This window comes from Streptomyces sp. NPDC091412, assembly GCF_044756885.1.
Lineage (GTDB): Bacteria > Actinomycetota > Actinomycetes > Streptomycetales > Streptomycetaceae > Streptomyces.
In genome coordinates this window covers 195,793-220,757 of sequence record NZ_JBIVTV010000001.1, presented here as the reverse complement: position 1 = coordinate 220,757, position 24,965 = coordinate 195,793, and the positions used below count along the sequence as shown (strand labels likewise).

Genomic DNA, 24,965 nt, shown 5'->3' with positions numbered 1-24,965 from the left:
AAGAGATGTCGGCACCCAATAAGTCGTACGACCCTGTCGAGGTCGAGGCGTTGAAACCGGAAGAGATCGAGCGCATGCGGGACGAGGCGCTCGCCGCCTTCGCCGCCGCGGACTCCCTCGACGCGCTCCACGAGGCCAAGGTCGCCCATACCGGCCCCGCCTCCCCGCTCTCCCTCGCCAACCGCGAGATCGGCGCCCTGCCCCCGCACGCCAAGGCCGACGCCGGCAAGCGGGTCGGCATGGCCCGCGGCGCGGTGAACAAGGGCCTCGCCGCCCGTCAGACCGAGCTCGAGGCGGAGCGGGACGCCCGTGTGCTGGTCGAGGAGGACGTCGACGTCACGCTGCCGTTCGACCGCGTACCGGCCGGCGCCCGCCACCCGCTGACCACGCTCTCGGAGCGTATCGAGGACGTCTTCGTGGCCATGGGCTACGAGGTCGCCGAGGGCCCGCAGGCCGAGGCCGAGTGGTTCAACTTCGACGCCCTGAACATCGGCCCGGACCACCCGGCCCGCGGCGAGGCCGACACCTTCTTCGTGCAGGGCCCCGAAGGCGGCAGCGAGTCCGGTGTCGTCCTGCGCACCCACACCTCGCCCGTGCAGATCCGCTCCCTGTTCGAGCGCGACCTGCCGGTCTACGTGATCTGCCCCGGCCGCGTGTACCGCACCGACGAGCTCGACGCCACCCACACGCCCGTCTTCCACCAGGTCGAGCTGCTCGCCGTGGACGAGGGCCTGACCATGGCCGACCTCAAGGGCACCCTGGACCACATGGTGCAGTCGCTGTTCGGCGAGGGCATGAAGACCCGGCTGCGGCCGAACTTCTTCCCCTTCACCGAGCCGTCCGCCGAGATGGACATGGTGTGCTACGTCTGCCGGGGCGAGTCCGTCGGCAACCCCGACCGGCCCTGCCGCACCTGCTCCTCCGAGGGCTGGATCGAGCTCGGCGGCTGCGGGATGGTCAACCCGCGGGTGCTCACCGCCTGCGGCGTCGACCCCGAGAAGTACAGCGGCTTCGCCTTCGGGTTCGGCATCGAGCGGATGCTGATGTTCCGCCACAACGTCGAAGACATGCGAGACATGGTCGAGGGTGACGTCCGGTTCACCCGGCCGTTCGGGATGGAGATCTGATGCGGATCCCGCTTTCTTGGCTGCGGGAGTACGTCGACCTGCCGGCGACGGAGACCGGGCGCGACGTCCAGGCCAAGCTCATTTCGTCCGGCCTCGAGGTCGAGACCGTCGAACAGCTCGGCGCCGACCTCAAGGGGCCGCTCGCCGTCGGCCGGGTGCTGACCATCGAGGAGCTGGAGGGCTTCAAGAAGCCGATCCGCTTCTGCACCGTCGACGTCGGCCAGGCCAACGGCACCGGCGAACCGCAGGAGATCGTCTGCGGCGCCCGCAACTTCGCCGTCGGCGACAAGGTCGTCGTGGTCCTCCCGAGCGCCGTGCTGCCCGGCGGCTTCGCGATCAGCGCCCGCAAGACCTACGGCAAGACCTCCCACGGCATGATCTGCTCCAGCGACGAGCTGGGCATGGGCGACGACGGCAGCCAGGGCATCATCGTGCTGCCGCCCGAGACCGAGGTCGGCAAGGACGCCATCGAGCTGCTGGAGCTGGTCGACGAGGTTCTCGACATCGCCGTCACCGCCAACCGCGGCGACTGCCTGTCCCTGCGCGGCGTCGCCCGCGAGACCGCGATCGCCTACGGTCTGCCGCTGCGCGACCCCGCCCTGCTCGACGTACCGGCCCCGAACGCCTTCGGTTACCCGGTGCGGATCGACGAGCCGCACGGCTGCGACCGCTTCACCGCGCGCACCGTCTCCGGCCTCGACCCCGAGGCCCGCTCCCCGATCTGGCTCCAGCGCCGCCTCCAGAAGGCGGGCATGCGCCCGATCTCGCTCGCCGTCGACATCACCAACTACGTGATGCTGGAGCTCGGCCAGCCGCTGCACGCCTACGACCGCACGCTGGTCCAGGGCACGATCGGCGTGCGCCGGGCCGAGGAGGGCGAGAAGTTCACCACCCTCGACGGCGTCAAGCGCACGCTGCACGCCGAGGACCTCGTCATCACCGACGAGCGCGGCGCCATCGGCCTCGCGGGCGTCATGGGCGGCGCCAACACCGAGATCGCCGACCACGAGGACACGGAGAACGCGACCACCGAGGTCGTCATCGAGGCCGCGCACTTCGACCAGGTCTCCATCGCGCGCACCGCCCGCCGTCACAAGCTGTCCTCGGAGGCCTCCCGCCGCTTCGAGCGGGGCGTCGACCCGCAGGCCGCCTCCGCCGCGGCCCAGCGCACGGTGGACCTGCTGGTCCTGCTCGCGGGCGGCACGGCCGACGCCGGTGTCACCGAGGTCGCCGCGCCCGCGGCTCCGCGCACGATCACCGTGCCGGCCGACCACCCGGACAAGGTCGCGGGCGTCGTCTACGGCCGTGAGGCCGTCGTCCGCCGGCTCCAGCAGATCGGCTGCCAGGTGGAGGGGCAGGACGAGCTGACCGTCACCGTCCCCTCCTGGCGGCCCGACCTGACGGACCCCAACGACCTGGCCGAAGAGGTCATCCGCCTGGAGGGCTACGAGAACCTGCCCTCCACGCTGCCCAGGCTCCCCTCGGGCCGCGGCCTCACCCACCGCCAGCGGCTGCACCGCCGGGTCGGCCGCGCGCTGGCCGGCGCGGGCTACGTCGAGGCGCCGACCTACCCGTTCGTCGGCGAGCAGGTCTTCGACCAGCTCGGCCTGGAGCCCGGCGACCCCGCGCGCCGTGTGGTCCGGCTGGTCAACCCGCTCAGCGACGAGGAGCCCGCGCTGCGCACCACGCTGCTGCCGGGCCTGCTCGGCGCGCTGCGCCGCAACGACGGCCGCGGCAGCCACGATCTCGCCCTGTTCGAGACCGGCCTGGTCTTCCACCCGCGCGAGGAGCAGCGGGTCGCGGCCCAGCCGCCCATCGACCGGCGTCCCACCGACCAGGAGATCGCGGAGCTGAACGCGGCGCTGCCCGAGCAGCCGCGCCATGTGGCCGTGGTCCTCGCGGGCGCCCGTGAGCAGACCGGCTGGTGGGGCAAGGGCCGCCCGGCCGACTGGGCCGACGCGGTCGAGGCCGCGCGGACCGTGGCCGGCGAGACCGGGGCCGAGCCGATCGTGCGCAAGGGCCAGTACGGTCCGTGGCACCCGGGCCGCTGCGCCGAGTTCGCGGTCACGGTGGACGGCGCCGAGCGGGTCGTGGGCCATGCGGGCGAACTGCACCCGCGCGTGGTCAAGGCACTGGGCCTGCCCGAGCGCACCTGCGCGATGGAGCTGAACCTGGACGTGCTGGAGCAGGTCGGCGACGACACCCCGCGGGCGCCGGGCATCTCCACGTTCCCGGTCGCCACGCAGGACGTCGCCCTCGTCGTCGACAAGCCGGTCCCGACCGCCGACGTCGAGGCCGCGCTGCGCGAGGGTGCCGGTGAACTCCTGGAGTCCATCCGGCTGTTCGACCTCTACGAGAATGCCGAGCAGCTCGGCGAGGGCCGCAAGTCCCTCGCCTTCGCGCTGCGCTTCCGCGCGCCGGACCGCACGCTGACCGTGGACGAGGCGTCCGCCGCCCGCGACGCGGCGGTGGCGCTGGCCGCGTCGCGCACGGGGGCGGTACTGCGCAGCTGACGGGTCAAGCGCGGGGGACTGCGAGTCCGTCGCCGACTGCGGGCAGTCGGTGGCCGGTCGCGCAGTTTCCCGCGCCCCCTTTTTTTGGCCGTCCTCGGTCGACGGGGCTGGGCCACTCGGTGGGGCGGGTCGGTTGTCGGGTGGCCGGTGGCTGGTCGCGCGGTTCCCCGCGCCCCTGCTTGAGTCCGCCCGGGTCGGCAAGGCCGGCCACCTCGCGGAGCGTCGCCGTGCCGGGCCGCCGTACTTTTCGAGGGGGAGCCGGCGGCCCGGACGGCCTCTTGGAGGAGGCGGTTCAGTCAACCGGGTGGGGACTCTCCGCGACAGCGCGCGTGCAGCCCGGATGCGCGTGCTCCGTTCACACCCCGTGTGAAGGCGAACGCACTACGCTGTCGCCACAGAGCCACCGGGGGGCACCCATGCAGCCCAACACACTGCTCGACGCGGTCCTGGACGAGGCCGGTATCTCGCACGCAGGCCTGGCAGCGCACGTCAACCAGGAGGGGCGGGCCCGCGGACTCGCGCTCCGGTACGAACACACCGCCGTGGCCCGGTGGTTGAAGGGCCAGCGACCGCGCGGCCAGGTGCCCGACCTGATCTGCGAGGTGCTGGCGGGTCGGCTGCACCGGCCGGTCACGCTCGACGACATCGGCCTCGGCGTGCCCGGCGAGCCCTCCGCGCCGCACGGCACCTCGCTGTCCGGGTTCGTCGAACGCGCCACCGCCCTGTGGCGATCCGACGAGCAGCAGCGCCCGCACCTCCTCGGAGCCCCCGCCGTGACCGGCACGCCCGCCGTCATGCCCGTGTGGGAGTGGGAGAACCCGCCCGAGGACGTGGACGTCTCCCGCGGTGGCCGGCACCGGGTCACCCCGTCCGACATCGAGATGCTGCGCGCCGCCCGCACGCACTACGAGCAGATGTACCGCAAGGCCGGCGGCGTCGCGACCCGCGGCCGTGTCGTGGGCTTCCTCAACGCCGAGGCCGCCCCGCTGCTGCGGGGCAGCTACACCGACGCCACCGGCCGCCAACTGCACCGCGCCACCGGCGCCTTGGTGGCGATCGTGGGCATCTGCGCCTACGACTCCGACGCGCACGGCCTGGCCCAGCGCTACTTCCACCAGGCACTCAGGCTCGCCAAGGCCAGCGGGGACCGGGGACTCGGCGCCTATGTGATCGCGCTGCTGGTCAACCAGTCGCTGTTCATGCGGGAGTACCGTCAGGCCGTCGCCTTCGCCGAGGCCGCGCTGCGCGCCGCCGGCCAGCACATCACCCCCGCGCTCGCCTCCGACCTGTACGCGATGCAGGCCAAGGCCTACGCCCACCTCGGCGACGGCACGAGCGCCCTGGCCTGCATCGGGCGCGCCGAGTCCGCCGCCGAACGCATCCGGCGCGGATACGAACCCGATGAGACGGGCTACGTCCAACCCGGCCTGGTCAACGTGCAGGTGGCCGAGGCCCTGCTCAGCCTCGGCGAGCTGGCCGGCGCCGAGGAGCACGCCGCGGCCGCCGTGGACAACCCCGCGCACGACCGGGGCCGGGTGCACCGGCTGGCCATGCTCAGCACGATCCAACTGCGCCGGGGCAACGCCGACAAGGCGGTGGCCACGGCCGTGCGGATGGCCGAACAGGCCCGTGGGATGGAGTCGCAGCGGCTGCGGGACAGACTGCGCGCGGTGCGCGAGCACCTGGTGCGCAACGGCAGCGCCGGCACGGCCGAGGCGGCCGAACTGATCGACGGAGCCCTGCGCGTACCGCTGTGACGGCGGCGCGGTGCTCCCGGCGGCTCGCCATGCGCCTGCTGCGGGACCGGTCCGGCTGCGATATTGCCACTGACCCGACGGAAGGTGGCAGAACCGTGCAGTGGACGAAACAGAACGAACAAACTGTGTACGCAAACCGCTGGTTCACCGTCAACCTCGCGGATGTCGAGTTGCCGGACGGCCGGCACCTCGACCACTTCCTGATACGGCTGCGGCCCGTCGCCGTGGCCACGGTGGTGAACGAGGCGGGTGAGGTCCTCCTCCTGTGGCGCCACCGCTTCATCACCGACAGCTGGGGCTGGGAGCTCGCGGCGGGCGTCGTGGAGGACGGCGAGGACATCACGGCCGCGGCCGCCAGGGAACTGGAGGAGGAGACCGGCTGGCGGCCGGGCCCCCTGCACCACCTCATGAGCGTGGAGCCGTCCAACGGACTCACCGATGCCCGGCACCACATCTACTGGTCGGACGAGGGCGAGTACGTCGGACACCCGGCGGACGACTTCGAGTCCGACCGCCGGGAATGGGTCCCCCTCAAGCTCGTTCCCGACCTGGTCGCCCGCGGCCAGGTCCCAGCCGCCAACATGGCGGCCGCGTTACTGCTTCTGCACCACCTCAGGCCCGGGCAGGACACGCTGTCCTGAGGGAGCGCACACGGTGTGCGAACGCCGCGGGCCCGGCACCACCTCGGTGCCGGGCCCGCTGACCGTCGCTCCTCGTGGTCAGCCGTAGGTGTAGAAGCCGGAGCCGGACTTCCGGCCGAGCCGGCCGGCGTCCACCATGCGCTGGAGCAGCGGGGGAGCGGCGTACAGCGGCTCCTTGTACTCCTCGTACATGGAATGGGCGACCGAGGCCACCGTGTCCAGACCGATCAGGTCGGACAGCCTCAGCGGGCCCATCGGGTGGGCGCAGCCCATTTCCATGCCGTTGTCGATGTCCTCGCGGCTGGCGATGCCCGACTCGAACATCCGGATCGCCGAGAGCAGGTAGGGGATCAGCAGCGCGTTCACCACGAAGCCCGAGCGGTCCTGGGCGCGGATCGCGTGCTTGCCGAGCACCTTCTCGGTGAACAGCTGCGCCCGGCTCAGCGTGCCCTCGGAGGTGGTGAGCGCCGGGATCAGCTCGACCAGCTGCTGCACCGGGGCGGGGTTGAAGAAGTGGATGCCGATCACCTGGTCGGGGCGCGCGGTGGCGACCGCCAGCCTCACCAGCGGGATGGAGGAGGTGTTGGAGGCCAGGATCGCGTCCGGCCGGGTCACCACCTGGTCCAGGACCTGGAAGATCTCCGTCTTGACCTGCTCGTTCTCCACCACGGCCTCGATCACCAGGTCGCGGTCGGAGAACTCGCCGAGGTCGGTGGTGAAGCTCAGCCGGGCCTGCGTCGCGTCCCGCTCCGCCTCGCTGATCTTGCCGCGCTCGGCCGCCTTGGCCAGGGAGTTGAACAGCCGGGTACGGCCAATCTCCAGGGCCTCGCCGGTGGTCTCGGCGACCTTCACCTCCAGGCCGGCCCGGGCGCACACCTCGGCGATGCCCGCACCCATCTGGCCGCAGCCCACCACTCCGACGCGTGCAATGTCTCCCGAAATGCCGGTCACATCGTCCCTTTCGCAGTTCCTACGGCTGTGGCAGGCGGCCCGTTGTGCGGTGCCTGCTCCGATCGTGCACGTTACCCCCGTGGCGGCCGTGATCGGTCGCCCGGGTCGGGCATGCTGGGCCGGTGAACGATCCGTGACCGTGCGGATCCACGGCGTACGGGGAGTGCCCGGATGGCCCGAGGGACACGGGTGACACGGCGGTCGTTCACCGTGGCGGCGCTGTCGACCCTGGCGGTGACCGGCGACGCGGCCACCGCGACGGGCGGCACCGGCACCGACCGGAGGGGCCGCGCCGAGGTCACCGAGATGCGCGGCATGTGGCTGGCGACCGTGCGCAACCGCGACTGGCCCTCCCGCACCGGGCTGAGCGTGGCCCGGCAGCGCGGCGAGCTGACCGCCCTGCTCGACGTGGCGGTGCGCCGCCGGCTCAACACGGTGTTCCTCCAGGTACGCCCGGCGGCCGACGCGCTGTGGCCCTCGCCCCACGAGCCGTGGTCGCAGTTCCTCACCGGCACGCAGGGCAGGGACCCGGGCTGGGATCCGCTGGGCACGGCCGTGGCGGAGGCGCACGCCCGCGGACTGCGGCTGCACGCCTGGTTCAACCCCTACCGGGTCGCCCTGCACGACGACCCGGCCCTGCTGGCCGCCTCCCATCCGGCCCGCAGGCACCCCGACTGGGTGGTCCGGTACGGCGGGTGCCTCCACTACAACCCCGGCCTGCCCGAGGTCCGGGAGTTCGTGCAGCGGGCGATGCTCGACGCGGTGTCCCGGTACCCGGTGGACGGCGTCCACTTCGACGACTACTTCTACCCCTATCCGGTCGCCGGCCAGACCTTCGACGACGACGCCGCCCACCACCGGTACGGCGGCGCCTTCGCCGGCCGGGCCGACTGGCGGCGCGACAACATCGACCGGCTGATCCGCGAGACGGCCGCGGCCGTCGCCGCCACCCGCCCGGGCACCCGGTTCGGGATCAGCCCCTTCGGGGTGTGGCGCAACGCCTCGTCCGACCCGCGCGGCTCGGACACCCGGGCCGGCGTGCAGACGTACGACGACCTGTACGCGGACACCCGCAAGTGGGTCGGGGAGGGCTGGATCGACTACGTCGTCCCACAGCTGTACTGGGCCATCGGCTTCGCCACCGCCGACTACGCCGCCCTGCTGCCCTGGTGGGCCGAGGCGGCACGGGGCAGCCGTACGCGGCTGTACGTGGGGGAGGCGCTCTACAGGGCCGGCGACTCCGCCCAGGGCGCGGCCTGGCGGGACCCCGACGAGCTGTCCCGCCACCTCACCCTCGCTGCCGCGCACCCGGAAGTGCGCGGGCACGTCTTCTTCGCCGCGAAGGAGGTGGCGGCCGATCCGTCCGGGGCCATGGCGAGGGTCGTCGCCGACCACTACCGCCGGCCGGCGAGACCCCCGCGCTGACTCAGTGGTGTTCGTGCTCCTTCTTGTGGCGGACCTGGCAGTCGGGGCCCGGTGACATGACGGCCTCGTGCCCGTCCGGGAAGCGGACGCGGTACGGCGGGTTGCCCTCCGAGCCCATGACCTCGACGATTTCGCTGATCTGGTCGTGCTGACCGACCACCCTGCCGTGCTGGACGAGCTGGTCGCCCACGGTTGCGCGCATCTGCGGGGCCTCCTCACCATGTGCGGGAGCAGCGGTCCTCGACTTCCGAGTCTACGGTGCGGAGCGCGGCCGAACCGGTGAGCCGCCGGGCCGGTGTGCGGTCGGCACCGGTGTGAGCGCCGGTCAGCCGCGCGCCCGCTGGGTGACGGCGATGCAGACGAGCACGGCTACGGCCGTCACGGGGGCGGCCGGAGTGAGGTGCTCGCCGAGCAGCAGCACCGACCACACCAGTGTGAGCAGGGGTTGGGCCAGTTGCAACTGGCTCGCCTTCGGGATGCCGACGGCGGCCATGCCCCGGTACCAGACGACCAGCCCGAGGAACTGCGAGCCCGCCGCGACCCAGAGCAGTCCGGTCACGCTGTGGACGCCCAGGTGCACGGGCTCGTGCGTCAGCGCGAGCGCGGCCGCGGGCACGGTGAGCGGCAGGCACGCCACCAGCGCCCAGCCGATGACCTGCCAGCCCGGCATCACGCGGGCCAGCCGGCCGCCCTCGGTGTAGCCGGCGGCGCACACCAGCAGGGCGCCGAACAGGTAGCCGTCGGCGGTGGTCAGCGCACCGCCGCTCTGCTGCACGGTGAAGGTCACCACGGCCGCCGCGCCCGCCAGCGCAGCCGTCCAGAACATGCGCGAGGGGCGGACGCCGAAGCGCAGCGCGGAGAGCAGCGCCGTGGTGAGCGGCAGCAGGCCCACGACGACGGCTGCGTGCGCGGTGGTGGAGGTCTCCAGGGCGAGCGTGGTGAGCAGCGGGAAGCCGAGGACCACTCCGGCGGCCACGACCGCGAGGCCGGGCCAGTGCCGGCGTGCGGGCGGCGGTACGCGCAGCGCCAGCAGGCAGCCGCCCGCGAGGACGGCGGCGAGCACACTGCGCACGGCCACCAGGGACCAGGGTCCGAAGCCCTCCAGGCCCCAGGCGGTGGCCGGGAAGGTCAGGGAGAAGGCGACCACGCCGAGGGCCGCCTGAAGGGTGCCGGCGCGCGAGCGGGCCGGGGCGTCCACCGCTATCGGTGTCGGCGCGGTAGCGCTACTCTGTGCTCTCATGCAACAGCGTAGCAGCGTCACCGAACTCGCAGAACGCCTGCGGCGGGAACTGGACCGCTACTCACCTGGTGGAAAGCTCCCGTCGAGCCGGGTCCTCGTCGAGCGGTACCGGGTCAGCCCGGTCACCGTCTCGCGGGCCCTGTCGCACCTGGCGGCGGAGGGCCTGGTGGTCACCCGTCCCGGCGCCGGCGCCTTCCGCGCCCCGGCGCGCGGGACGACCGCTCCCGCCGGCGACACCTCCTGGCAGGAGGTCGCGCTCAGCGCGGACGGCGCCGCCGACCTCGTACCGCGCACGGTGGACGCCTCCGGCGTGACGATCTCGCTGGCCGCCCCGCCGCCGGGCGTGATCGAGTTCAACGGGGGCTACCTGCACCCCTCGTTGCAGCCCGAGCGGGCCATGGCCGCCGCGCTGTCCCGGGCCGGCCGCCGTCCCGGGGCGTGGGGGAGGCCGCCGCTGGAGGGGCTGCCGGAGCTGCGCGAGTGGTTCGCGCGGGACATCGGCGGACCGGGCGGGACCGTCACCGCCGCCGAGGTCCTGATCACCGCGGGCGGCCAGTCCGCGCTGACCACCGCCCTGCGCGCCCTGGCACCGCCCGGCGCTCCGGTGCTGGTCGAGTCGCCCACCTATCCCGGCATGCTGGCCATCGCCCGGTCCTCCGGGCTGCGGCCCGTACCCGTGCCCGTCGACGCGGAGGGGGTGAGGCCGGAACTGCTCGCCGACGCGTTCCGGGCCACCGGCGCCCGCGTGTTCGTCTGCCAGCCCCTGTTCCAGAACCCCACGGGCGCCGTCCTCGCCCCCGACCGGCGCGCGCGGGTGCTGCGGACGGCCCGTGAGGCCGGCGCCTTCGTCGTCGAGGACGACTTCGTACGGCGGCTCGCGCACGAGGACGCGGGCACCCTGCCGCCCCCGCTCGTCGCCGCCGACCCGGACGGGGTCGTGGTGCACGTCGGCTCGCTGACCAAGGCCACCTCGCCCAGCTTCCGGGTGAGTGCGCTGGTCGCGCGCGGCCCGGTGCTGGAACGGCTGCGCGCCATCCAGGTCGTGGACACGTTCTTCGTGCCGCGGCCGTTGCAGGAGGCCGCTCTCGAACTGGTCGGCTCTCCCGCCTGGCCCCGCCATCTGCGCGCGCTCGCCACGGAGTTGAAGAGCCGTCGGGACGCGATGACCACCGCGCTGCGGAGCCGCCTTCCCGAACTCGCCCCGCCGCACGTCCCGTCCGGGGGCTACCACCTGTGGCCGCGTCTGCCGGACGGTGCGGACGAGGCCGCCCTGACCGCCGCCGCCCTGCGCGCGGGCGTCGCGCTCACCCCCGGCCGCCCGTACTTCAGCGCCGAACCCCCGGCCGCCCACGTGCGGTTGAGCTTCGCCGCGGTCGGCGGCACGGCGGAGATCGCCGAGGGCGTGCGCCGCCTGCGGGCGGCCTGCGCGGAGGTGCTGCCCTGACGGCCGGCCGGGGGAGCGGACGGCCGGGAGCCGCGGCGGGCTGCGTACCAGGGGCTCAGTCCTCGCTCAGTCCTCGCGCGCGTAGTCCGTCGTCAGCAGCAGGTCCTTCGCGGGGCCGCCCACGCGCCACACGGTGCGCCAGTGCCCGGCGTCCCGGACGGTGAACTCGCCCCGGTAGAGATCCGCCGCGCACGGATGCGCGGCCAGGTGCCGCCCGGAGCGCAGGTCCAGATCGTGGAAGGGCCGCCCGTCCGCGAAGCGCACGTCGGCCGTGCCCGGCACGCTCCCGGGCAGAAAGCGCAGCGTCCGCTCGGCGGGCCGGGCCACCCCCTGCCAGACGAACGTGCCGCACTCCCGGTGCAGCAGCCCGCCGCCGTCCAGGGCGCCGAAGGCCGTCGTACCGGTGAACTCCCCCGTCCCGCCGTCCGCCAGATCCCGCACCGACCGCCGGACCCGCCAGTTCCCGGCCAGGTACACCAGCACGTCCGGCACCGGCAGGAACCGGCCCTCCGCCGCCCGCTCGCCCTTTTCCACCCGCTCACCGTACGACGACCGGCGTTGATTCCGTTGCATAAACGTGCAGGAATACGTATAGTCATGCCATCGAGGAGGAGGGTTCATGGCTGTACGTGTGGCGGTCGCCGGAGCGAGTGGATACGCGGGCGGAGAAGCGCTGCGCCTGCTCCTGGCGCACCCCGAGGCCGAGATCGGCGCCCTGACCGGGAACACCAACGCCGGAGAGCGGCTCGGCGCCCTGCAACCGCACCTGCCGCCCCTCGCCGACCGCGTCCTGGAGGAGACCACCCCCGACGTCCTCGCCGGGCACGACGTCGTCTTCCTCGCTCTGCCGCACGGCCGGTCCGCCGCCGTCGCCGAGCGACTGGGGCCCGACGTCCTCGTCATCGACATGGGCGCCGACTTCCGGCTCAATGACCCCGCCGACTGGGAGCGCTTCTACGGCTCCCCGCACGCCGGCACCTGGCCCTACGGCCTCCCCGAACTCCCCGGCGGCCGCGCCGCGCTGGCGGGGGCCAGGCGCATCGCGGTGCCCGGCTGCTACCCGACGGCCGCCTCCCTCGCCCTCTTCCCGGCCTACGCGGCCGGACTCGCCGAGAACGAGGCCGTGATCGTCGCCGCGTCCGGCACCTCCGGTGCCGGCAAGGCGGCCAAGCCCCACCTGCTCGGCTCCGAGGTCATGGGATCCATGTCCCCCTACGGGGTGGGCGGCCTGCACCGGCACACCCCGGAGATGATCCAGAACCTCAGCGCCGCGGCGGGGGAGCGCGTCACCGTGTCCTTCACGCCCACGCTCGCGCCGATGCCCCGCGGCATCCTCGCCACGTGCAGCGCCAAGGCCCGGCCCGGGGTCACCGCCGACTCCGTACGCGCCGCGTACGAGAAGGCCTACGCCGACGAGCCCTTCGTCCACCTCCTCCCCGAGGGGCGCTGGCCCGCCACCGCCTCCGTGTACGGCTCCAACGCCGTGCAGATCCAGGTGGCGTACGACCCCGCCGCGCACCGCGTCATCGCGATCAGCGCCATCGACAACCTGACCAAGGGCACCGCGGGCGGCGCGGTGCAGAGCATGAACATCGCCCTCGGACTTCCCGAGGAACTCGGACTTTCCACGATCGGAGTCGCACCGTGAGCGACGCACGTGCAGCCACCGTGCCGCAGACAAGGACGATGGCCGCACCGCTGCGCCGCACGGGCGGCAGTGACATCAGCCGCTACCGCGGCGCGGCGAACAGGGAGATGCAGTGAGCGTCACGGCAGCCAAGGGGTTCCAGGCGGCGGGCATCGCCGCCGGGATCAAGGAGAGCGGCAACCCGGACCTGGCCCTCGTGGTCAACACCGGCCCCCGCCGCGCCGCCGCGGGCGTCTTCACCTCCAACCGCGTCAAGGCCGCCCCGGTGCAGTGGTCCGAGCAGGTCCTCAAGGACGGCAGACTCTCCGCGGTCGTCCTCAACTCCGGCGGCGCCAACGCCTGCACCGGCTCCAAGGGCTTCCAGGACACCCACGCCACCGCCGAGAAGGCCGCCGACGTGCTCGGTATCGGCGCCATCGAGGTCGCGGTCTGCTCCACCGGACTGATCGGCGTCCTGCTGCCCATGGACAAGCTGCTGCCGGGCATCGAGACGGCCGCCGCCCGGCTCTCCGAGCACGGCGGCGAGAAGGCCGCCATCGCCATCAAGACCACCGACACCGTCCACAAGACGTCCGTGGTGACCAAGGACGGCTGGACCGTCGGCGGTATGGCCAAGGGCGCGGGCATGCTCGCCCCGGGCCTGGCCACCATGCTCGTGGTCCTCACCACGGACGCCGACCTCGAGTCCGACGTGCTCGACCAGGCGCTGCGCGCCGCCACCAGGGTCACCTTCGACCGGGTCGACTCCGACGGCTGCATGTCCACCAACGACACCGTGCTGCTGCTCGCCTCCGGCGCCTCCGGGGTCACCCCGCCGTACGCGGAGTTCGCCGAGGCCGTACGAGCGGTGTGCGACGACCTCGGGCAGCAGCTCATCCGGGACGCCGAGGGCGCCAGCAAGGACATCAAGGTCGAGGTGGTGGGCGCCGCGACCGAGGAGGACGCCGTGGAGGTGGGCCGCTCCATCGCCCGCAACAACCTCCTCAAGTGCGCCATCCACGGCGAGGACCCCAACTGGGGCCGCGTCCTCTCGGCGATCGGCACCACCAGGGCCGCCTTCGAGCCCGACCGGCTCAACGTCGCCATCAACGGCGTCTGGGTCTGCAAGAACGGCGGCGTCGGCGAGGACCGCGCGAAGGTCGACATGCGCTACCGCGAGGTCCACATCGTGGCCGACCTCGCCGCCGGCGCCCAGACCGCCACCATCTGGACCAACGACCTCACCGCCGACTACGTCCACGAGAACAGCGCGTACTCCTCATGAGCTCCGCAACCACTCGCAAACACACCGCGCTCCCCAAGGCGAAGATCCTCGTCGAGGCGCTGCCCTGGCTGACCCGGCACCACGGCAAGATCGTCGTCATCAAGTTCGGCGGCAACGCCATGGTGGACGAGGAGCTGAAGGCCGCCTTCGCCCAGGACGTCGTCTTCCTGCGGCACGCCGGCCTCAGGCCCGTCGTCGTGCACGGCGGCGGCCCCCAGATCAGCCGGGCGCTCGAGCGGCACGGCATCGTCAGCGAGTTCAAGGCGGGTCTGCGGGTCACCACCGAGGAGGCCATGGACGTCGTGCGGATGGTGCTCGCCGGGCAGGTGCAGCGGGAGCTGGTGGGCCTGCTCAACCAGCACGGGCCCTTCGCCGTCGGCCTCACCGGCGAGGACGCCCACACCATCACCGCCACCAAGCACACCCCCGAGATCGACGGCGAGCCGGTCGACATCGGGCGGGTGGGCGAGATCACCGCGATCGACACCGGCGCGATCGAGGCGCTGCTCGCCGACGGCCGCATCCCGGTCGTGTCCTCGATCGCCCGTTCCGAGGACGACGGGCACGTCTACAACGTCAACGCCGATACGGCGGCCGCGGCGCTCGCCGCGGCACTGGGCGCCGAGACCCTCATGGTCCTCACCGACGTCGAGGGCCTCTACGAGGACTGGCCGAACTCCGACGAGGTGATCAGCCGCCTGACCGCGAGCGAGCTGGAGAAGCTGCTGCCGGAGCTGTCCTCCGGCATGGTGCCGAAGATGCAGGGCTGCCTGCACGCGGTGCGCGGCGGCGTGACCACCGCCCGCGTCATCGACGGCCGGGTCCAGCACTCGATCCTGCTGGAGATCTTCACCGACGAGGGCATCGGCACGATGGTCGTGCCGGACGAACAGGGGGAGTCGTGAGCAACCAGGACGTGAGCAACCAGGACGCGCGTGATCAGGAGATGGGCAACCAGGCACTGACCGCGCGCTGGCAGGGCGCGCTCATGAACAACTACGGCACCCCGCGGCTCGCCCTCGTCCGCGGTGCGGGCGCGAAACTGTGGGACGCCGACGGCCGGGAGTACGTCGACTTCGTCGGCGGTATCGCGGTCAACGCGCTCGGCCACGCCCATCCCGCCGTCGTGGAGGCGGTCGGCCGGCAGATCGCCTCCCTCGGCCACGTCTCCAACCTGTTCATCGCCGAACCGCCCGTCGCCCTGGCCGAACGGCTGCTCCAGCTCTTCGGCCGGGACGGCAAGGTGTTCTTCTGCAACTCCGGCGCCGAGGCCAACGAGGGCGCCTTCAAGATCGGCCGGCTGACCGGGCGGCCGCACATGGTCGCCACCGAGGGCGGCTTCCACGGCCGGACGATGGGTGCCCTCGCGCTCACCGGACAGCCCGGCAAGCAGGAGCCGTTCCTGCCGCTGCCCGGCGAGGTCACCCACGTGCCCTACGGGGACGCGCGGGCCCTGGCCGCCGCGGTCACCGAGGAGACCGCCCTCGTCGTCATCGAGCCCATCCAGGGCGAGAACGGGGTCGTGGTGCCCCCGCCCGGCTATCTGAAGGCGGCCAGGGCGATCACGGCGGCCACGGGTTCGCTGCTGGTCCTCGACGAGGTGCAGACCGGGGTCGGGCGCACCGGGCACTGGTTCGAGTACCAGGCCCACGAGGGCGTCCTGCCGGACGTCGTCACGCTCGCCAAGGGCCTGGGCGGCGGACTGCCGCTCGGCGCCACCGTCGCCTTCGGGCGCGCCGGCGACCTGCTCCAGCCCGGTCAGCACGGTACGACCTTCGGCGGCAACCCGGTCGCCTGCGCCGCCGGACTCGCCGTCCTGGACACGATCGCGGGCGAGGGGCTGCTGGAGAACGTCAAGCGGCAGAGCGAGAAGCTGCGCGAGGGGATCGAGTCACTGGACCACCCGCTGGTCGCCCACGTCAGGGGCGCGGGCCTGCTGCTGGGTATCGTGCTCACCGAGCCGCGCGCGCCCCAGGTGCAGCAGGCGGCTCAGGAGGCCGGTTTCCTGGTGAACGCGCCCGCCCCCGACGTCGTACGGCTGATGCCGCCGCTGAACCTCGGCGACGACGAGGTGGACGCCTTCCTCGGAGCGCTGCCCGGCGTCCTGGACGTGGCAAACGGGGACGGATGATCCGGAGATTGAGACGACGATGAGTCAGGCGCAGAACGGTCAGACCGAGGCCGGGCCTGCGGTGCCGCAGACCCGCACCGCCCGCCACCGCCGGATCGTGGACATCCTCAACCGGCAACCAGTGCGCTCCCAGAGCCAGTTGGCGAAGCTGCTGGCCGACGACGGGCTGAGCGTCACCCAGGCGACGCTCTCCCGCGACCTGGACGAGCTGAACGCGGTGAAGATCCGCAACACCGACGGCGACCTCATCTACGCGGTGCCCAGCGAGGGCGGTTTCCGCACTCCGCGCGCACCGCTGGGGGAGTCGGTGAAGGAGGAGCGGATGCGGCGGCTCTCGCAGGAGCTGCTGATCTCCGCGGAGGCCTCCGCCAACCTCGTGGTCCTGCGGACGCCTCCGGGGGCGGCGCAGTTCCTCGCCTCGGCCATCGACCAGGCCGAGCTGCACGACATCCTGGGGACCATCGCCGGCGACGACACGCTGCTGCTGATCAGCCGGGACCCCACAGGGGGACAGGCGCTGGCGGACCACCTGCTGAGGCTGGCGCAGAACGGCCAGTGAGCTCGGCGCGGGGCCGGCCGGACCTCAGCCCAGGCGGGCGGCGAGCCCGTGCGTGCACCTGACCTCGTCGCCCGCCGTGATCAGCAGCGCCTCCACGTCCGGCAACGACTCCAGCCAGGCCAGGCCCTCGCGGGAGCCCATGGCGAACGCGGCCGTCGCCCAGCAGTCCGCCCAGGTCAGGCTGGGGGCGACCACGGTGACCGCGACCAGGTCGGTGACCGCCGACCTGCCGGTGCCCGGGTCGACGATGTGGGCGCCGCGCTCGGCCGTGCCCGATGTCGCCACCGCCAGCTCGCTCGTACCCGCCGCGGAGACCACCGCCGCGAGCGCGCCGGGGCGCAGGGGGTCCGAGACGCCTACGCGCCAGGGCCGCTGCGTGTCGGGGGAGCCGAGCAACTGCACGTCTCCGCCGCCGTTCACGCTGACCCCGCTCACCCCCGCCGCCGCGATCCGCCGGGCGGCCCGTTCGGCGGCCCAGCCCTTGACGATCCCGGTCGGATCCAGGCTCCCCTGGTAGCGCAGGCTGAACCAGCCCTCGCTGACCCGTTCGGCCTCGGCGCCCAGTTCGAGCACCTCGGCGACCTCGGGGTCGCACTCCGCCACGGTCAGCTCACCGCGCGCCAGGCGGGAGAGCTGGCTGTCGTCGCGGTAGGTGCTGAACACCTCGTCGGCGCGGTGCAGCCCGGCGATCGCCTCGTCCAGGGCCGCCGCCACCGCGTCGGACCGACCGCCGCGCACGTCGAAGGAGAAGACGGTCCCCATGACCTCCTCCGCGTGCCGCACCGCGGCGGGACCCTGCGCCGAACCGGACATGGCCTCAGCCACCCGCCTTGTCGAGTGCCGACTGGAGGGACTTCTTGTAGCCGCCGCTGGTGTAGGTCGCCCCGGAGACGGTGTCGATGTCGGCGCTCTGCGCGGTCACGGCCTCCTGGTTGAGCCTGGGGACGGCGAGGTCGCTCTTCTGGCCGCTGACGCCGCCCTGCGGTGCCTGTACCGTCTCGGCCTTGGTGATCCTGCCGCCGCTGACCGTGATCCGGACCTGCACCGGGCCGTACTGGGTCTGCGCGGCCTCGCCCGTGACGGCACGGGTCTGCGCGGCTTGCGAGCCGGCGGCCCCCGAGGAGGACGAGCCGGAAGGCGAACCGGGGGCTTGCCCGGATGCCGGACCGGATGCCTGCCCGGACGCCGGACCTGAGGCCTGCCCGGACGCCGAACCGTCCGCCTTCACCTTGTCGAGTGCCGACTGGAGGGACTTCTTGTAGCCGCCGCTGGTGTAGGTCGCCCCGGAGACGGTGTCGATGTCGGCGCTCTGCGCGGTCACGGCCTCCTGATTGAGCCTGGGGACGGCCAGATCGCTCTTCTGGCCGCTGACCCCGCCCTGCGGTGCCTGTACCGCCTCCGCCGCGGTGATCCTGCCGCCGCTGACGGTCAGCCGGACCTGCACGTCGCCGTACTGGGTCCGGGCCACGTCGCCGGTCACGGACTGCGTGCCCGTCCGCTGCGCGCCGCTGCCGCCCTGTGGCGAATCCTGCGCCGCCGCGGTCCGTTGCGGCGCCGCGCCGGCCGCCGAGGCGGAGGCCGGGTCGGAGGCCGGCTTCAGCGACAGCAGCAGCACGATGCCGGACACGGTCGCGGCGCCGGCCAGCACGGCACGTCGGATGGGGTGGCTCTTCCTCATCGCCGATGAGCTCCTGAATTCCCGTGAGTCCCGTAAGTCATCTGGTTTCCGCGGCCGTTCCGCGTTCCGTCGCTCACATCTCGAACGACTCGTGATGGATGCGGCGGGCGGGGACACCCGCGCCGCGCAGTGCCTCGTACACCGACTGCGCGAAGCCGGGCGGGCCGCACATGAAGACGTCGTGACGGTCGATGTCGGCGATCTTGCGGCGCAGCGACTCGGCGGAGATGTCGGGGCGTTCCCCGTCCGGGCTGTTCACCGCGTACATCAGCCGGGCGCCGCGCTCGTCGGCGATCTTCGCCAGTTCGCCCCACAGGGCCAGGTCCTGCGTGCTGTTGGCCCGGTACAGCAGCGTGATGTCACCGGCCGCGCCGGGCAGCGTCTCGAACAGCGCCCGCATCGGCGTGATGCCCACCCCGCCCGCCACCAGCAGCACCTTGCCGCGGCTGCGCCGGGACGCGGTCAGCGCGCCGTACGGCCCCTCCGCCCACACCCGGGTTCCGGGGGTGAGTTCGCGCAGCCCGGCGCTGTGGTCGCCGATCGCCTTCACGGTGATGCGCAGCAGGTCCGGACGGGGCGCCGCCGACAGGGAGTACGGGTGGGAGGAGAACCGCATGCCGGGTGCCAGGAACCGCCAGCGGAAGAACTGCCCGGCCTCCGCGCCCATCCGGTGCAGCCTTTTGCCGCCGATCAGCACCGACACGATGCCCGGCGTCTCCTCGATCACCGCCTCCACCCGCATGCGGTGGCGCAGGTTCAGCCGGATCGGGGTGAGGATCCGGTACCAGATCACCAGCGCGGTCACGGCGCCGTACAGGCCGTACCAGAAGGTCCTGGCGGCCGGTTCCACGGCGAAGTCGTTGCCGGTGGTGATCTGGTGCCAGAACGTCAGGAACACCGCGGCATAGGTGAGCAGGTGCACGTGGTACCACGTGTCGTACGGCATCCGGCGGCGCACCGGGCCGATCGAGACCAGTCCGACGACCACCAGCAGACCGGTGCCGATCGCGGCCTTGCCCATGTCGGGCAGCTGCTCGACGGACTCGACGGTCTGCGCCACGATGTCGCCGAGCGACCTGCCGCCCAGCAGCGCGTAGCCCCACATGGTGAGGAAGACGTGCGCGAGGACCAGGCACAGCGTGTACCGGCCGGTCATGGCGTGCCAGCGCGCGACCCGGTCGGAGCCCACCCGCCGCTCCAGGGCCGGCACCCGCGCCATCTGGAGCACGACCAGCGCCATGAGGTAGCCGGCGAGCAGGCCGGTGATCCGGCCCGCGTTCAGGACCCTCCCGGCGGTGCCGTCGACGGACGGGGTGTTCATCCACCACAGCCAGACGACGCCCGCCGCGCCCGCCCAGACGGCGGTCAGCAGCGGGACGGCGGGGGAGCGGCGCGGCCGGATGCGGCGCATCGTCTGGCGCCGGGCGGCGCGGCCTCCTGCGAGCGTGCTGGTCACGGTTCCTCCGCGGACGGGGTCAAGGGCGGCGGCGTGGTCCCTTGGCCCTGGAATACGTGCCACGGCGGCCCCGCGTTCAGTGTCCGGTCGAGGTTCAGCTCCGGGCCGCGTCCAGCGCGGACTGGAGCGAGCGGCGGTATCCGTCACTGGTGTACGTCGCCCCCGAGACGGTGTCGATGCTCGCGCTCTGCGCGGTCAGCGTCTCCCTGCGCAGCTGGGGGATGGCGTAGCCGCTGATCTCCCGGTCCCGCGGGTTGTCCGAGGGCTGGGCGAGCGCCGTCACGTCGGTGATCCGGCCGTCGACGAGCGTGACCCGCACCTGGACCGGACCCCAGCGGGTCTGCACCGTCTCACCGGTGACGGACCTGGTACCGGTGGACCGGCCGGCCCCGCCGGTCCCGCCGGACGTGCTGGAACCGCTGGACGGGGCCGGCGCGGGATCCGCGGCGATCTGCGGCGGCGTGTGCGGCTTGAGCGACAGCAGCATCACCAGTCCGGAGACGGTGGCGGCGTTCGCCAGCACGACGCGGCGCAGCGGACGGTTCTTCCTCAGCGCGTGCAACAGGGCCTCACAGCTCGAACGACTCGTGGTGGATACGGCGGTCCGGAACCCCGGCGGCGCGCAGCACCTCGTACAGGTCCCGGGCGAAGGCGTGCGGACCGCAGAGGTACACGTCGTGCCCGGCCAGGTCGGGGACGGCCGTGCGCAGGGACTCCACGGTGAGGCGGGGGCGTTCGCCGCGCGGGCCGTTGAGCGCGTACAGCACCCGGGCCCCGCGCCCGCGCGCTATGGCCTCCAGCTCACCGCCCAGGGCAAGGTCTTCGGCTGTACGTGCCCGGTACAGCAGGGTGACGTCACCGGGCAGCGTCTCGAACAGCGCCCGCAGCGGCGTGATACCGACCCCGGCGGCGATCAGCAGGGACTTGTGCGAGGTGCGCCGGTCGGCGGTCATCGACCCGTAGGGGCCCTCCGCCCACACCCGGGTGCCCGGCCGCAGCAGCGGCACGGCCGCGCTGTGGTCGCCGAGCGCCTTCACCGTGATGCGCAGCAGGTCCGGGCGGGGCGGTGCCGACAGGGAGTACGGCGTCGACGTCCAGGCCATGCCCTCGGCGAGGAACCGCCAGCGGAAGAACTGCCCCGGCAGTGCGCCCAGTTCGTCCAGCCGGTGGCCGCGCACGACGACGGAGTACACGCCCGGCGCCTCCTTGTGGACCAGCTCGACCCGCATCCGGTGGCGCAGGTTGAGCCGTACCGGGACCAGGATCCGGAACCACACCACCAGGGCCGCGACGCCCAGGTACAGCGCGTACCAGGCCGCCGTGGCCAGGACGTGGCCGGTGAACTCGGCGCCCAGCGCCACCTGGTGGCCGAAGGCCAGAAAGACGGCGGCGTAGGTGAGCAGGTGCGTGTAGTACCAGAACTCGTGACCGGTCCGGCGGCGCACCGCGCGCGCCGAGGTGACGCCGACCGCGAAGAGGATCACGGTCCCGGCGGTGGCCTTCAGCATCTCCGGATAGTCCAGCACCACCGTGACCGCCTCGCGCAGAACGGAGAAGCCGTCCTGCGCGGCGTACCCGGCGAGGATCAGCACCACGTGCACGACCAGCAGGCACACCGTGTAGCGGCCGGCCATCGCGTGCCAGCGCGCCACTCGGTCCGAGCCGATCCGGCGCTCCAGCAGCGGCACCCGCGCCATCAGGCCGACCAGCACCGCGCAGGCGTACCCGCACAGCAGGCCCGCGATCCGCCCGGCGCCGGTCAGCCAGCCCGCCGCGCCCACGACGGAGGCGGTGTCGAACCACCACAGGAGGACCACCGCGGCCGCACCGGACCACAGCAGCGCCAGCACCGCGCCCGCCGGGGAGCGCCGGGGCGCCAGTGGCACGGGCGGTGCCGCCCGCCGCTCGTACACCGTGGTCATCCGCTCTCCCGTCCCTTCGCCGGTCCAGGACGCCACTGTGCGGGGCGAACCTCTGAGGAAGCTCTGAGCCGCGGGCAGAGTGGGCCCACTCACAGAAAACTCAGAGCATCCTCCCTCGCCGTCCGGGCCGGGGACCGGCGATGCTGGAGGGGCCATGAACACCTTCCGCCCGAGCCCTCCCGGCCTGCCCGCCCTCACCCGCCTCGACGGCACCCCCGTGCGCGTCCTCGTCGTCGACGACGACCCCGACCTCGCCGAAGTGCTCTGCGGAGCCCTGCGCTACCAGGGCTGGGAGGTGCGCGCCGCGGGCGACGGGGCCTCGGCCGTCGCCGCGGCGCGCGAGGTGCGGCCCGACGCCGTCGTCCTCGACGTGATGCTCCCGGACACCGACGGATTCGCCGTGCTGCGTGAGCTGCACGCCGCGCAGCCGGGCGTCTGTGTGCTCTTCCTCACGGCGCGGGACGCGGTGGAGGACCGTGTCGCGGGGATCACCGCGGGCGGCGACGACTACGTGACCAAGCCGTTCAGCCTGGAGGAGGTGGTCGCCCGGCTGCGCGGACTGCTGCGCCGCGCCGGCATGGCCCGGCAGCCGGCGGACGGCCCGCGGCTGACCGTGGGCGACCTGGTCATGGACGAGGACGCCCGCGAGGTCACCCGGGCGGGAGAGCTGATCGAGCTGTCCCCGACCGAGTTCGAGCTGCTGCGCTTCCTGATGGACAACCCGCGCCGGGTGCTGAGCAAGGCGCAGATCCTCGACCGTGTGTGGTCCTACGACTTCGGCGGCCAGGCCCATGTGGTGGAGCTGTACATCTCGTACCTGCGCAAGAAGGTGGACGCCGGCCGCGAGCCCATGATCCACACGGTGCGCGGGGCCGGGTACGTGCTGAAGCCGGCGGTACGGTGACCGTGCCGCGGCGGGCGATGGCACCGCGGACACCGCGGCTGCCCCGGCCGCGCACCCTGCGGGCCCGGCTCACCTTCGGCCTGGTGGTGCTGCTGGCCGTCGGCTGCGCCGCCGTCGGCGTGGCCGCGGTCCTCGAACTGGACGGCTTCCTCACCGGCCGGATCGACCAGCAGCTCCAGCAGGCCGGTCCGGGCTTCCCGGAGAGCCTGGAGCACGGCACCGTCACGCCCGCCAAGCCCTCGGACCACGACGGCGACGAGCGCGGCGACACCCGCCGCCAGGCCGCCGGCACCTTCGGTGCGCGGCTCCTCGGCGGCACGGTGACCCACGCGGCCATGGTCCCCTCCGAGTCACGTCCCGGCTTCGACGTCACCCTCACCGGCGCCGACCGCGTGGCGCTGGCCGCGCTCCCGGTGGACCGCGGCGGGCGCACGGTGCGCCTGTCCGACCTGGGTGAGTACCGGCTGGCGGCCTGGCCGGGCCGGGACGGCGACGTGCTGGTCACCGGGCTGCCGATGGCGCCGGTGCGGGCCGCGGTCCACCGCCTCGAACTGGTCGCGGGGATCGTCTCCGCCCTGGCCCTGGCCGTCGCCGGGGTCGCGGGCGCCCTGTGGGTGCGCTGGTCGCTGCGGCCGCTGACCCGGGTCGCGGAAACCGCCGCCCGGGTCAGCGAGCTGCCGCTCGCCAGCGGCGAGGTGACGCTGCCGCCCCGCGCGCCGCGCGCCGACCCGCGCAGCGAGGTCGGGCGGGTCGGCGCCGCCTTCAACCGGATGCTCCACCACGTCGAGGACGCGCTGACCAAACGGCACGCCAGCGAGGAGCGGCTGCGCGGATTCGCCGCCGACGCCAGCCACGAGCTGCGCACCCCGGTCGCCACGGTGCGCGGCCACGCCGAGCTCGCCCTGCTGCACCCGGGGCCGGTGCCGCCCGAGGTCACCCGGGCCCTGGAACGCATCGCCGCCGAGTCCGCGCGCATGGGCGAGATGGTCGACGAGATGCTGCTCCTGGCCCGGCTGGACGCCGGGCGTCCCCTGGACCGCCACCCGGTCGACCTGACCCGACTGGTCCTGGACGCGGTGACGGACGCCCGGGCCGCGGGTCCGGAGCACCGCTGGACGCTGGAGCTGCCGGAGGAACCGGTGACGGTGACCGGTGACGCCCACCGGCTCCAGCAGGTGCTGGCCAACCTGCTGGCCAACGCGCGAGCGCACACGCCCGCGGGCACCAAGGTGACGGTGTCACTGGACCTGGAGTGCGACCGGGAGGCGGACCCGGAGAGCGCCGCCACGGCCGTGCTGCGGGTGCACGACGACGGGCCCGGCGTCCCCGAGGAGGTCCAGCCCGGTGTCTTCGAGCGCTTCACCCGGGCCGACCGCCGCCGCACCGACTCCTTCGGCGGCGCCGGGGCCGGCCTGGGCCTGTCGATCGTCGCGGCCGTGACGGAGGCCCACGGCGGCGGTGTCGGTCTGGACAGCCGCCCCGGCTCCACGGCCTTCATCGTCCGGCTGCCGGCGGGTGGCGTCCAGGATCTTCCGCCCGGATCACGCCGGGCTCGCAAGCCTGATCCGGCCTGATCCGGCCTGATCCGGACGAAAGCCCCTGAGTCAGTAACGGCTGATCGCGGTCGCGCCGCCCCGCCGTGCCGATCGCGATGTGCGGCCGGCGCGCGGGATCCGCCCACGCCAGGATCCGCCGCATGGCCTCACGTGGCACCGGCACACAGCCGGCCGTCGCCCCGGGCCCGTTGACGTGCAGGAAGATGCCCGCCCCCCGGCCGCGCACCGGACGGGAGTGGTTGAACCCGATGACAAGCGCGTGCGCGTACTGCCTCGGGTACGCCACCAGGTGCCCGGACTCGGTGGCCCGGCAGTCCGCGGGGCGCGGCTGGGTCCAGCGGTTGCAGGAACGCGAGCCGTTGTCCTGGCACCACCGAGAGTCCGGGCCCACCCGCCGGTACCGCAGCCGGGTCCCGCCCGGCGCGGACTGGACGCCGAAGGCGAACGGCAGGTGGTACAGCCCGGTCGGCGTCGTGTACGTCTCCTGCCGCCGCTCCAAGCCCTCGACGAGCCCCTTCGCGCCGAACCGGGCCGGCGCCGAACCGGCCCGCACCCAGCGTCCGCCGCGCAGGTCCCACCACGTGACGGTGCCCGACATGGCGCCGGCGCGGGCCGCCTGAGCGGTGATCAGCTGGGAGCCGCCGCCGGTGTCCCGCATCCGCTCCGGCAGCGGCACCTCGCCCGCGGGCGCGGCACCGAGAGCGAGGAGGGACCGGGCGGCGAGGAGCGCGGCGAGACCGGGGCGCATG

22 protein-coding genes and 1 pseudogene are annotated in these 24,965 nt (G+C 73.4%); 13 read left to right on the top strand and 10 right to left on the bottom strand.

Annotation, left to right across the window (positions count from 1 at the left end):
- The first annotated feature begins 5 nt into the window (after positions 1 to 5).
- The 4 genes from pheS to ACIQMV_RS00970 all read left to right on the top strand — a co-directional run bounded on the left by pheS (position 6) and on the right by ACIQMV_RS00970 (position 6,038).
- Positions 6 to 1,127: a phenylalanine--tRNA ligase subunit alpha gene (gene pheS, locus ACIQMV_RS00985; protein WP_402590139.1), complete on the top strand. Its 1,122-nt coding sequence runs from the start codon at positions 6 to 8 to the stop codon at positions 1,125 to 1,127.
- Positions 1,127 to 3,640 (top strand): phenylalanine--tRNA ligase subunit beta, encoded by a 2,514-nt coding sequence (pheT, locus tag ACIQMV_RS00980; protein ID WP_402590137.1) that lies wholly within the window; start codon positions 1,127 to 1,129, stop codon positions 3,638 to 3,640. Before pheS ends, pheT begins: the two co-directional genes overlap by 1 nt.
- Positions 3,641 to 4,056: 416 nt before the next feature.
- On the top strand, positions 4,057 to 5,397 hold the full coding sequence (locus ACIQMV_RS00975; RefSeq protein ID WP_402590135.1) for a transcriptional regulator: 1,341 nt from the start codon (positions 4,057 to 4,059) through the stop codon (positions 5,395 to 5,397).
- 95 nt (positions 5,398 to 5,492) lie between these two features.
- The gene (locus ACIQMV_RS00970) at positions 5,493 to 6,038 is read left to right on the top strand and encodes an NUDIX domain-containing protein (RefSeq protein WP_141362610.1); all 546 of its coding nucleotides are present in this window, start codon (positions 5,493 to 5,495) and stop codon (positions 6,036 to 6,038) included.
- Positions 6,039 to 6,116: 78 nt separating this feature from the next.
- Here the strand turns inward: ACIQMV_RS00970 and ACIQMV_RS00965 are convergent, their stop codons facing one another.
- On the bottom strand, positions 6,117 to 6,989 hold the full coding sequence (locus ACIQMV_RS00965) for a 3-hydroxybutyryl-CoA dehydrogenase (RefSeq protein ID WP_141362612.1): 873 nt from the start codon (positions 6,987 to 6,989) through the stop codon (positions 6,117 to 6,119).
- A gap of 171 nt (positions 6,990 to 7,160) precedes the next feature.
- Between ACIQMV_RS00965 and ACIQMV_RS00960 the strand changes: the two genes are divergently transcribed.
- Positions 7,161 to 8,414, top strand: coding sequence for a glycoside hydrolase family 10 protein (locus ACIQMV_RS00960; protein ID WP_402590133.1), 1,254 nt, complete (start codon positions 7,161 to 7,163; stop codon positions 8,412 to 8,414).
- 1 nt (position 8,415) lies between these two features.
- On the opposite strand, the gene ACIQMV_RS00955 is transcribed toward ACIQMV_RS00960, so the two are convergent.
- Positions 8,416 to 8,616, bottom strand: coding sequence for a DUF1918 domain-containing protein (locus ACIQMV_RS00955; RefSeq protein ID WP_402590131.1), 201 nt, complete (start codon positions 8,614 to 8,616; stop codon positions 8,416 to 8,418).
- 123 nt (positions 8,617 to 8,739) lie between these two features.
- Entirely contained in the window at positions 8,740 to 9,654 is a 915-nt protein-coding gene (locus tag ACIQMV_RS00950) for a DMT family transporter (RefSeq protein WP_402590129.1), read from the bottom strand.
- On the opposite strand from ACIQMV_RS00950, the gene ACIQMV_RS00945 reads away from it, so the two are divergent.
- A complete protein-coding gene (locus ACIQMV_RS00945) occupies positions 9,653 to 11,098 on the top strand; it encodes a PLP-dependent aminotransferase family protein (RefSeq protein ID WP_402590127.1) in 1,446 nt (481 codons plus the stop codon). The genes ACIQMV_RS00950 and ACIQMV_RS00945 overlap by 2 nt on opposite strands.
- 66 nt (positions 11,099 to 11,164) lie before the next feature.
- Here ACIQMV_RS00945 and ACIQMV_RS00940 read toward each other — a convergent pair whose 3' ends face one another.
- Positions 11,165 to 11,632 (bottom strand): DUF6314 family protein, encoded by a 468-nt coding sequence (locus ACIQMV_RS00940; protein ID WP_402590125.1) that lies wholly within the window; start codon positions 11,630 to 11,632, stop codon positions 11,165 to 11,167.
- Between the two features lie 85 nt (positions 11,633 to 11,717).
- Between ACIQMV_RS00940 and argC the strand changes: the two genes are divergently transcribed.
- From argC to ACIQMV_RS00915, 5 genes are all read left to right on the top strand, one after another.
- The gene (gene argC / locus ACIQMV_RS00935; RefSeq protein WP_141362624.1) at positions 11,718 to 12,746 is read left to right on the top strand and encodes an N-acetyl-gamma-glutamyl-phosphate reductase; all 1,029 of its coding nucleotides are present in this window, start codon (positions 11,718 to 11,720) and stop codon (positions 12,744 to 12,746) included.
- Positions 12,747 to 12,858: 112 nt separating this feature from the next.
- Entirely contained in the window at positions 12,859 to 14,010 is a 1,152-nt protein-coding gene (argJ, locus tag ACIQMV_RS00930; RefSeq protein WP_402590123.1) for a bifunctional glutamate N-acetyltransferase/amino-acid acetyltransferase ArgJ, read from the top strand.
- The gene (argB, locus tag ACIQMV_RS00925; RefSeq protein ID WP_141362628.1) at positions 14,007 to 14,915 is read left to right on the top strand and encodes an acetylglutamate kinase; all 909 of its coding nucleotides are present in this window, start codon (positions 14,007 to 14,009) and stop codon (positions 14,913 to 14,915) included. Before argJ ends, argB begins: the two co-directional genes overlap by 4 nt.
- Positions 14,916 to 14,956: 41 nt before the next feature.
- A complete protein-coding gene (locus tag ACIQMV_RS00920) occupies positions 14,957 to 16,141 on the top strand; it encodes an acetylornithine transaminase (protein ID WP_402590958.1) in 1,185 nt (394 codons plus the stop codon).
- 19 nt (positions 16,142 to 16,160) lie between these two features.
- Positions 16,161 to 16,700, top strand: coding sequence for an arginine repressor (locus ACIQMV_RS00915; RefSeq protein ID WP_100567805.1), 540 nt, complete (start codon positions 16,161 to 16,163; stop codon positions 16,698 to 16,700).
- Positions 16,701 to 16,724: 24 nt separating this feature from the next.
- Here ACIQMV_RS00915 and ACIQMV_RS00910 read toward each other — a convergent pair whose 3' ends face one another.
- The 5 genes from ACIQMV_RS00910 to ACIQMV_RS00890 all read right to left on the bottom strand — a co-directional run bounded on the left by ACIQMV_RS00910 (position 16,725) and on the right by ACIQMV_RS00890 (position 21,756).
- Positions 16,725 to 17,513, bottom strand: coding sequence for an FAD:protein FMN transferase (locus ACIQMV_RS00910; protein WP_402590120.1), 789 nt, complete (start codon positions 17,511 to 17,513; stop codon positions 16,725 to 16,727).
- A gap of 4 nt (positions 17,514 to 17,517) precedes the next feature.
- On the bottom strand, positions 17,518 to 18,378 hold the full coding sequence (locus tag ACIQMV_RS00905) for an FMN-binding protein (protein WP_402590118.1): 861 nt from the start codon (positions 18,376 to 18,378) through the stop codon (positions 17,518 to 17,520).
- A gap of 73 nt (positions 18,379 to 18,451) precedes the next feature.
- Positions 18,452 to 19,834, bottom strand: coding sequence for a ferric reductase-like transmembrane domain-containing protein (locus ACIQMV_RS00900; protein WP_402590116.1), 1,383 nt, complete (start codon positions 19,832 to 19,834; stop codon positions 18,452 to 18,454).
- Positions 19,835 to 19,928: 94 nt separating this feature from the next.
- A complete protein-coding gene (locus ACIQMV_RS00895) occupies positions 19,929 to 20,396 on the bottom strand; it encodes an FMN-binding protein (RefSeq protein WP_402590114.1) in 468 nt (155 codons plus the stop codon).
- Between the two features lie 7 nt (positions 20,397 to 20,403).
- Positions 20,404 to 21,756, bottom strand: coding sequence for a ferric reductase-like transmembrane domain-containing protein (locus ACIQMV_RS00890; protein WP_402590112.1), 1,353 nt, complete (start codon positions 21,754 to 21,756; stop codon positions 20,404 to 20,406).
- Positions 21,757 to 21,910: 154 nt separating this feature from the next.
- On the opposite strand from ACIQMV_RS00890, the gene ACIQMV_RS00885 reads away from it, so the two are divergent.
- Entirely contained in the window at positions 21,911 to 22,660 is a 750-nt protein-coding gene (locus tag ACIQMV_RS00885; protein ID WP_402590110.1) for a response regulator transcription factor, read from the top strand.
- 17 nt (positions 22,661 to 22,677) lie between these two features.
- Complete coding sequence (locus ACIQMV_RS00880; RefSeq protein WP_402590109.1) at positions 22,678 to 24,234, top strand: sensor histidine kinase; 1,557 nt, start codon at positions 22,678 to 22,680, stop codon at positions 24,232 to 24,234.
- Positions 24,235 to 24,264: 30 nt separating this feature from the next.
- Here ACIQMV_RS00880 and ACIQMV_RS00875 read toward each other — a convergent pair.
- Positions 24,265 to 24,964: pseudogene (locus ACIQMV_RS00875) on the bottom strand (hypothetical protein).
- Position 24,965: the final 1 nt, after the last annotated feature.

What these genes read in the sequence shown, in the direction of transcription:
- argC (WP_141362624.1), top strand. Translation starts at nt 11,718, where the DNA reads ATGGCTGTACGTGTGGCGGTCGCCGGAGCGAGTGGATACGCGGGCGGA.
- ACIQMV_RS00950 (WP_402590129.1), bottom strand. Translation starts at nt 9,654, where the DNA reads ATGAGAGCACAGAGTAGCGCTACCGCGCCGACACCGATAGCGGTGGAC.
- ACIQMV_RS00960 (WP_402590133.1), top strand. Translation starts at nt 7,161, where the DNA reads ATGGCCCGAGGGACACGGGTGACACGGCGGTCGTTCACCGTGGCGGCG.
- ACIQMV_RS00905 (WP_402590118.1), bottom strand. Translation starts at nt 18,378, where the DNA reads ATGAGGAAGAGCCACCCCATCCGACGTGCCGTGCTGGCCGGCGCCGCG.
- ACIQMV_RS00975 (WP_402590135.1), top strand. Translation starts at nt 4,057, where the DNA reads ATGCAGCCCAACACACTGCTCGACGCGGTCCTGGACGAGGCCGGTATC.
- ACIQMV_RS00885 (WP_402590110.1), top strand. Translation starts at nt 21,911, where the DNA reads ATGAACACCTTCCGCCCGAGCCCTCCCGGCCTGCCCGCCCTCACCCGC.
- ACIQMV_RS00890 (WP_402590112.1), bottom strand. Translation starts at nt 21,756, where the DNA reads ATGACCACGGTGTACGAGCGGCGGGCGGCACCGCCCGTGCCACTGGCG.
- ACIQMV_RS00910 (WP_402590120.1), bottom strand. Translation starts at nt 17,513, where the DNA reads ATGTCCGGTTCGGCGCAGGGTCCCGCCGCGGTGCGGCACGCGGAGGAG.
- pheS (WP_402590139.1), top strand. Translation starts at nt 6, where the DNA reads ATGTCGGCACCCAATAAGTCGTACGACCCTGTCGAGGTCGAGGCGTTG.
- ACIQMV_RS00955 (WP_402590131.1), bottom strand. Translation starts at nt 8,616, where the DNA reads ATGCGCGCAACCGTGGGCGACCAGCTCGTCCAGCACGGCAGGGTGGTC.
- ACIQMV_RS00880 (WP_402590109.1), top strand. Translation starts at nt 22,678, where the DNA reads ATGGCACCGCGGACACCGCGGCTGCCCCGGCCGCGCACCCTGCGGGCC.
- ACIQMV_RS00920 (WP_402590958.1), top strand. Translation starts at nt 14,957, where the DNA reads ATGGGCAACCAGGCACTGACCGCGCGCTGGCAGGGCGCGCTCATGAAC.
- pheT (WP_402590137.1), top strand. Translation starts at nt 1,127, where the DNA reads ATGCGGATCCCGCTTTCTTGGCTGCGGGAGTACGTCGACCTGCCGGCG.
- argB (WP_141362628.1), top strand. Translation starts at nt 14,007, where the DNA reads ATGAGCTCCGCAACCACTCGCAAACACACCGCGCTCCCCAAGGCGAAG.
- ACIQMV_RS00915 (WP_100567805.1), top strand. Translation starts at nt 16,161, where the DNA reads ATGAGTCAGGCGCAGAACGGTCAGACCGAGGCCGGGCCTGCGGTGCCG.
- ACIQMV_RS00945 (WP_402590127.1), top strand. Translation starts at nt 9,653, where the DNA reads ATGCAACAGCGTAGCAGCGTCACCGAACTCGCAGAACGCCTGCGGCGG.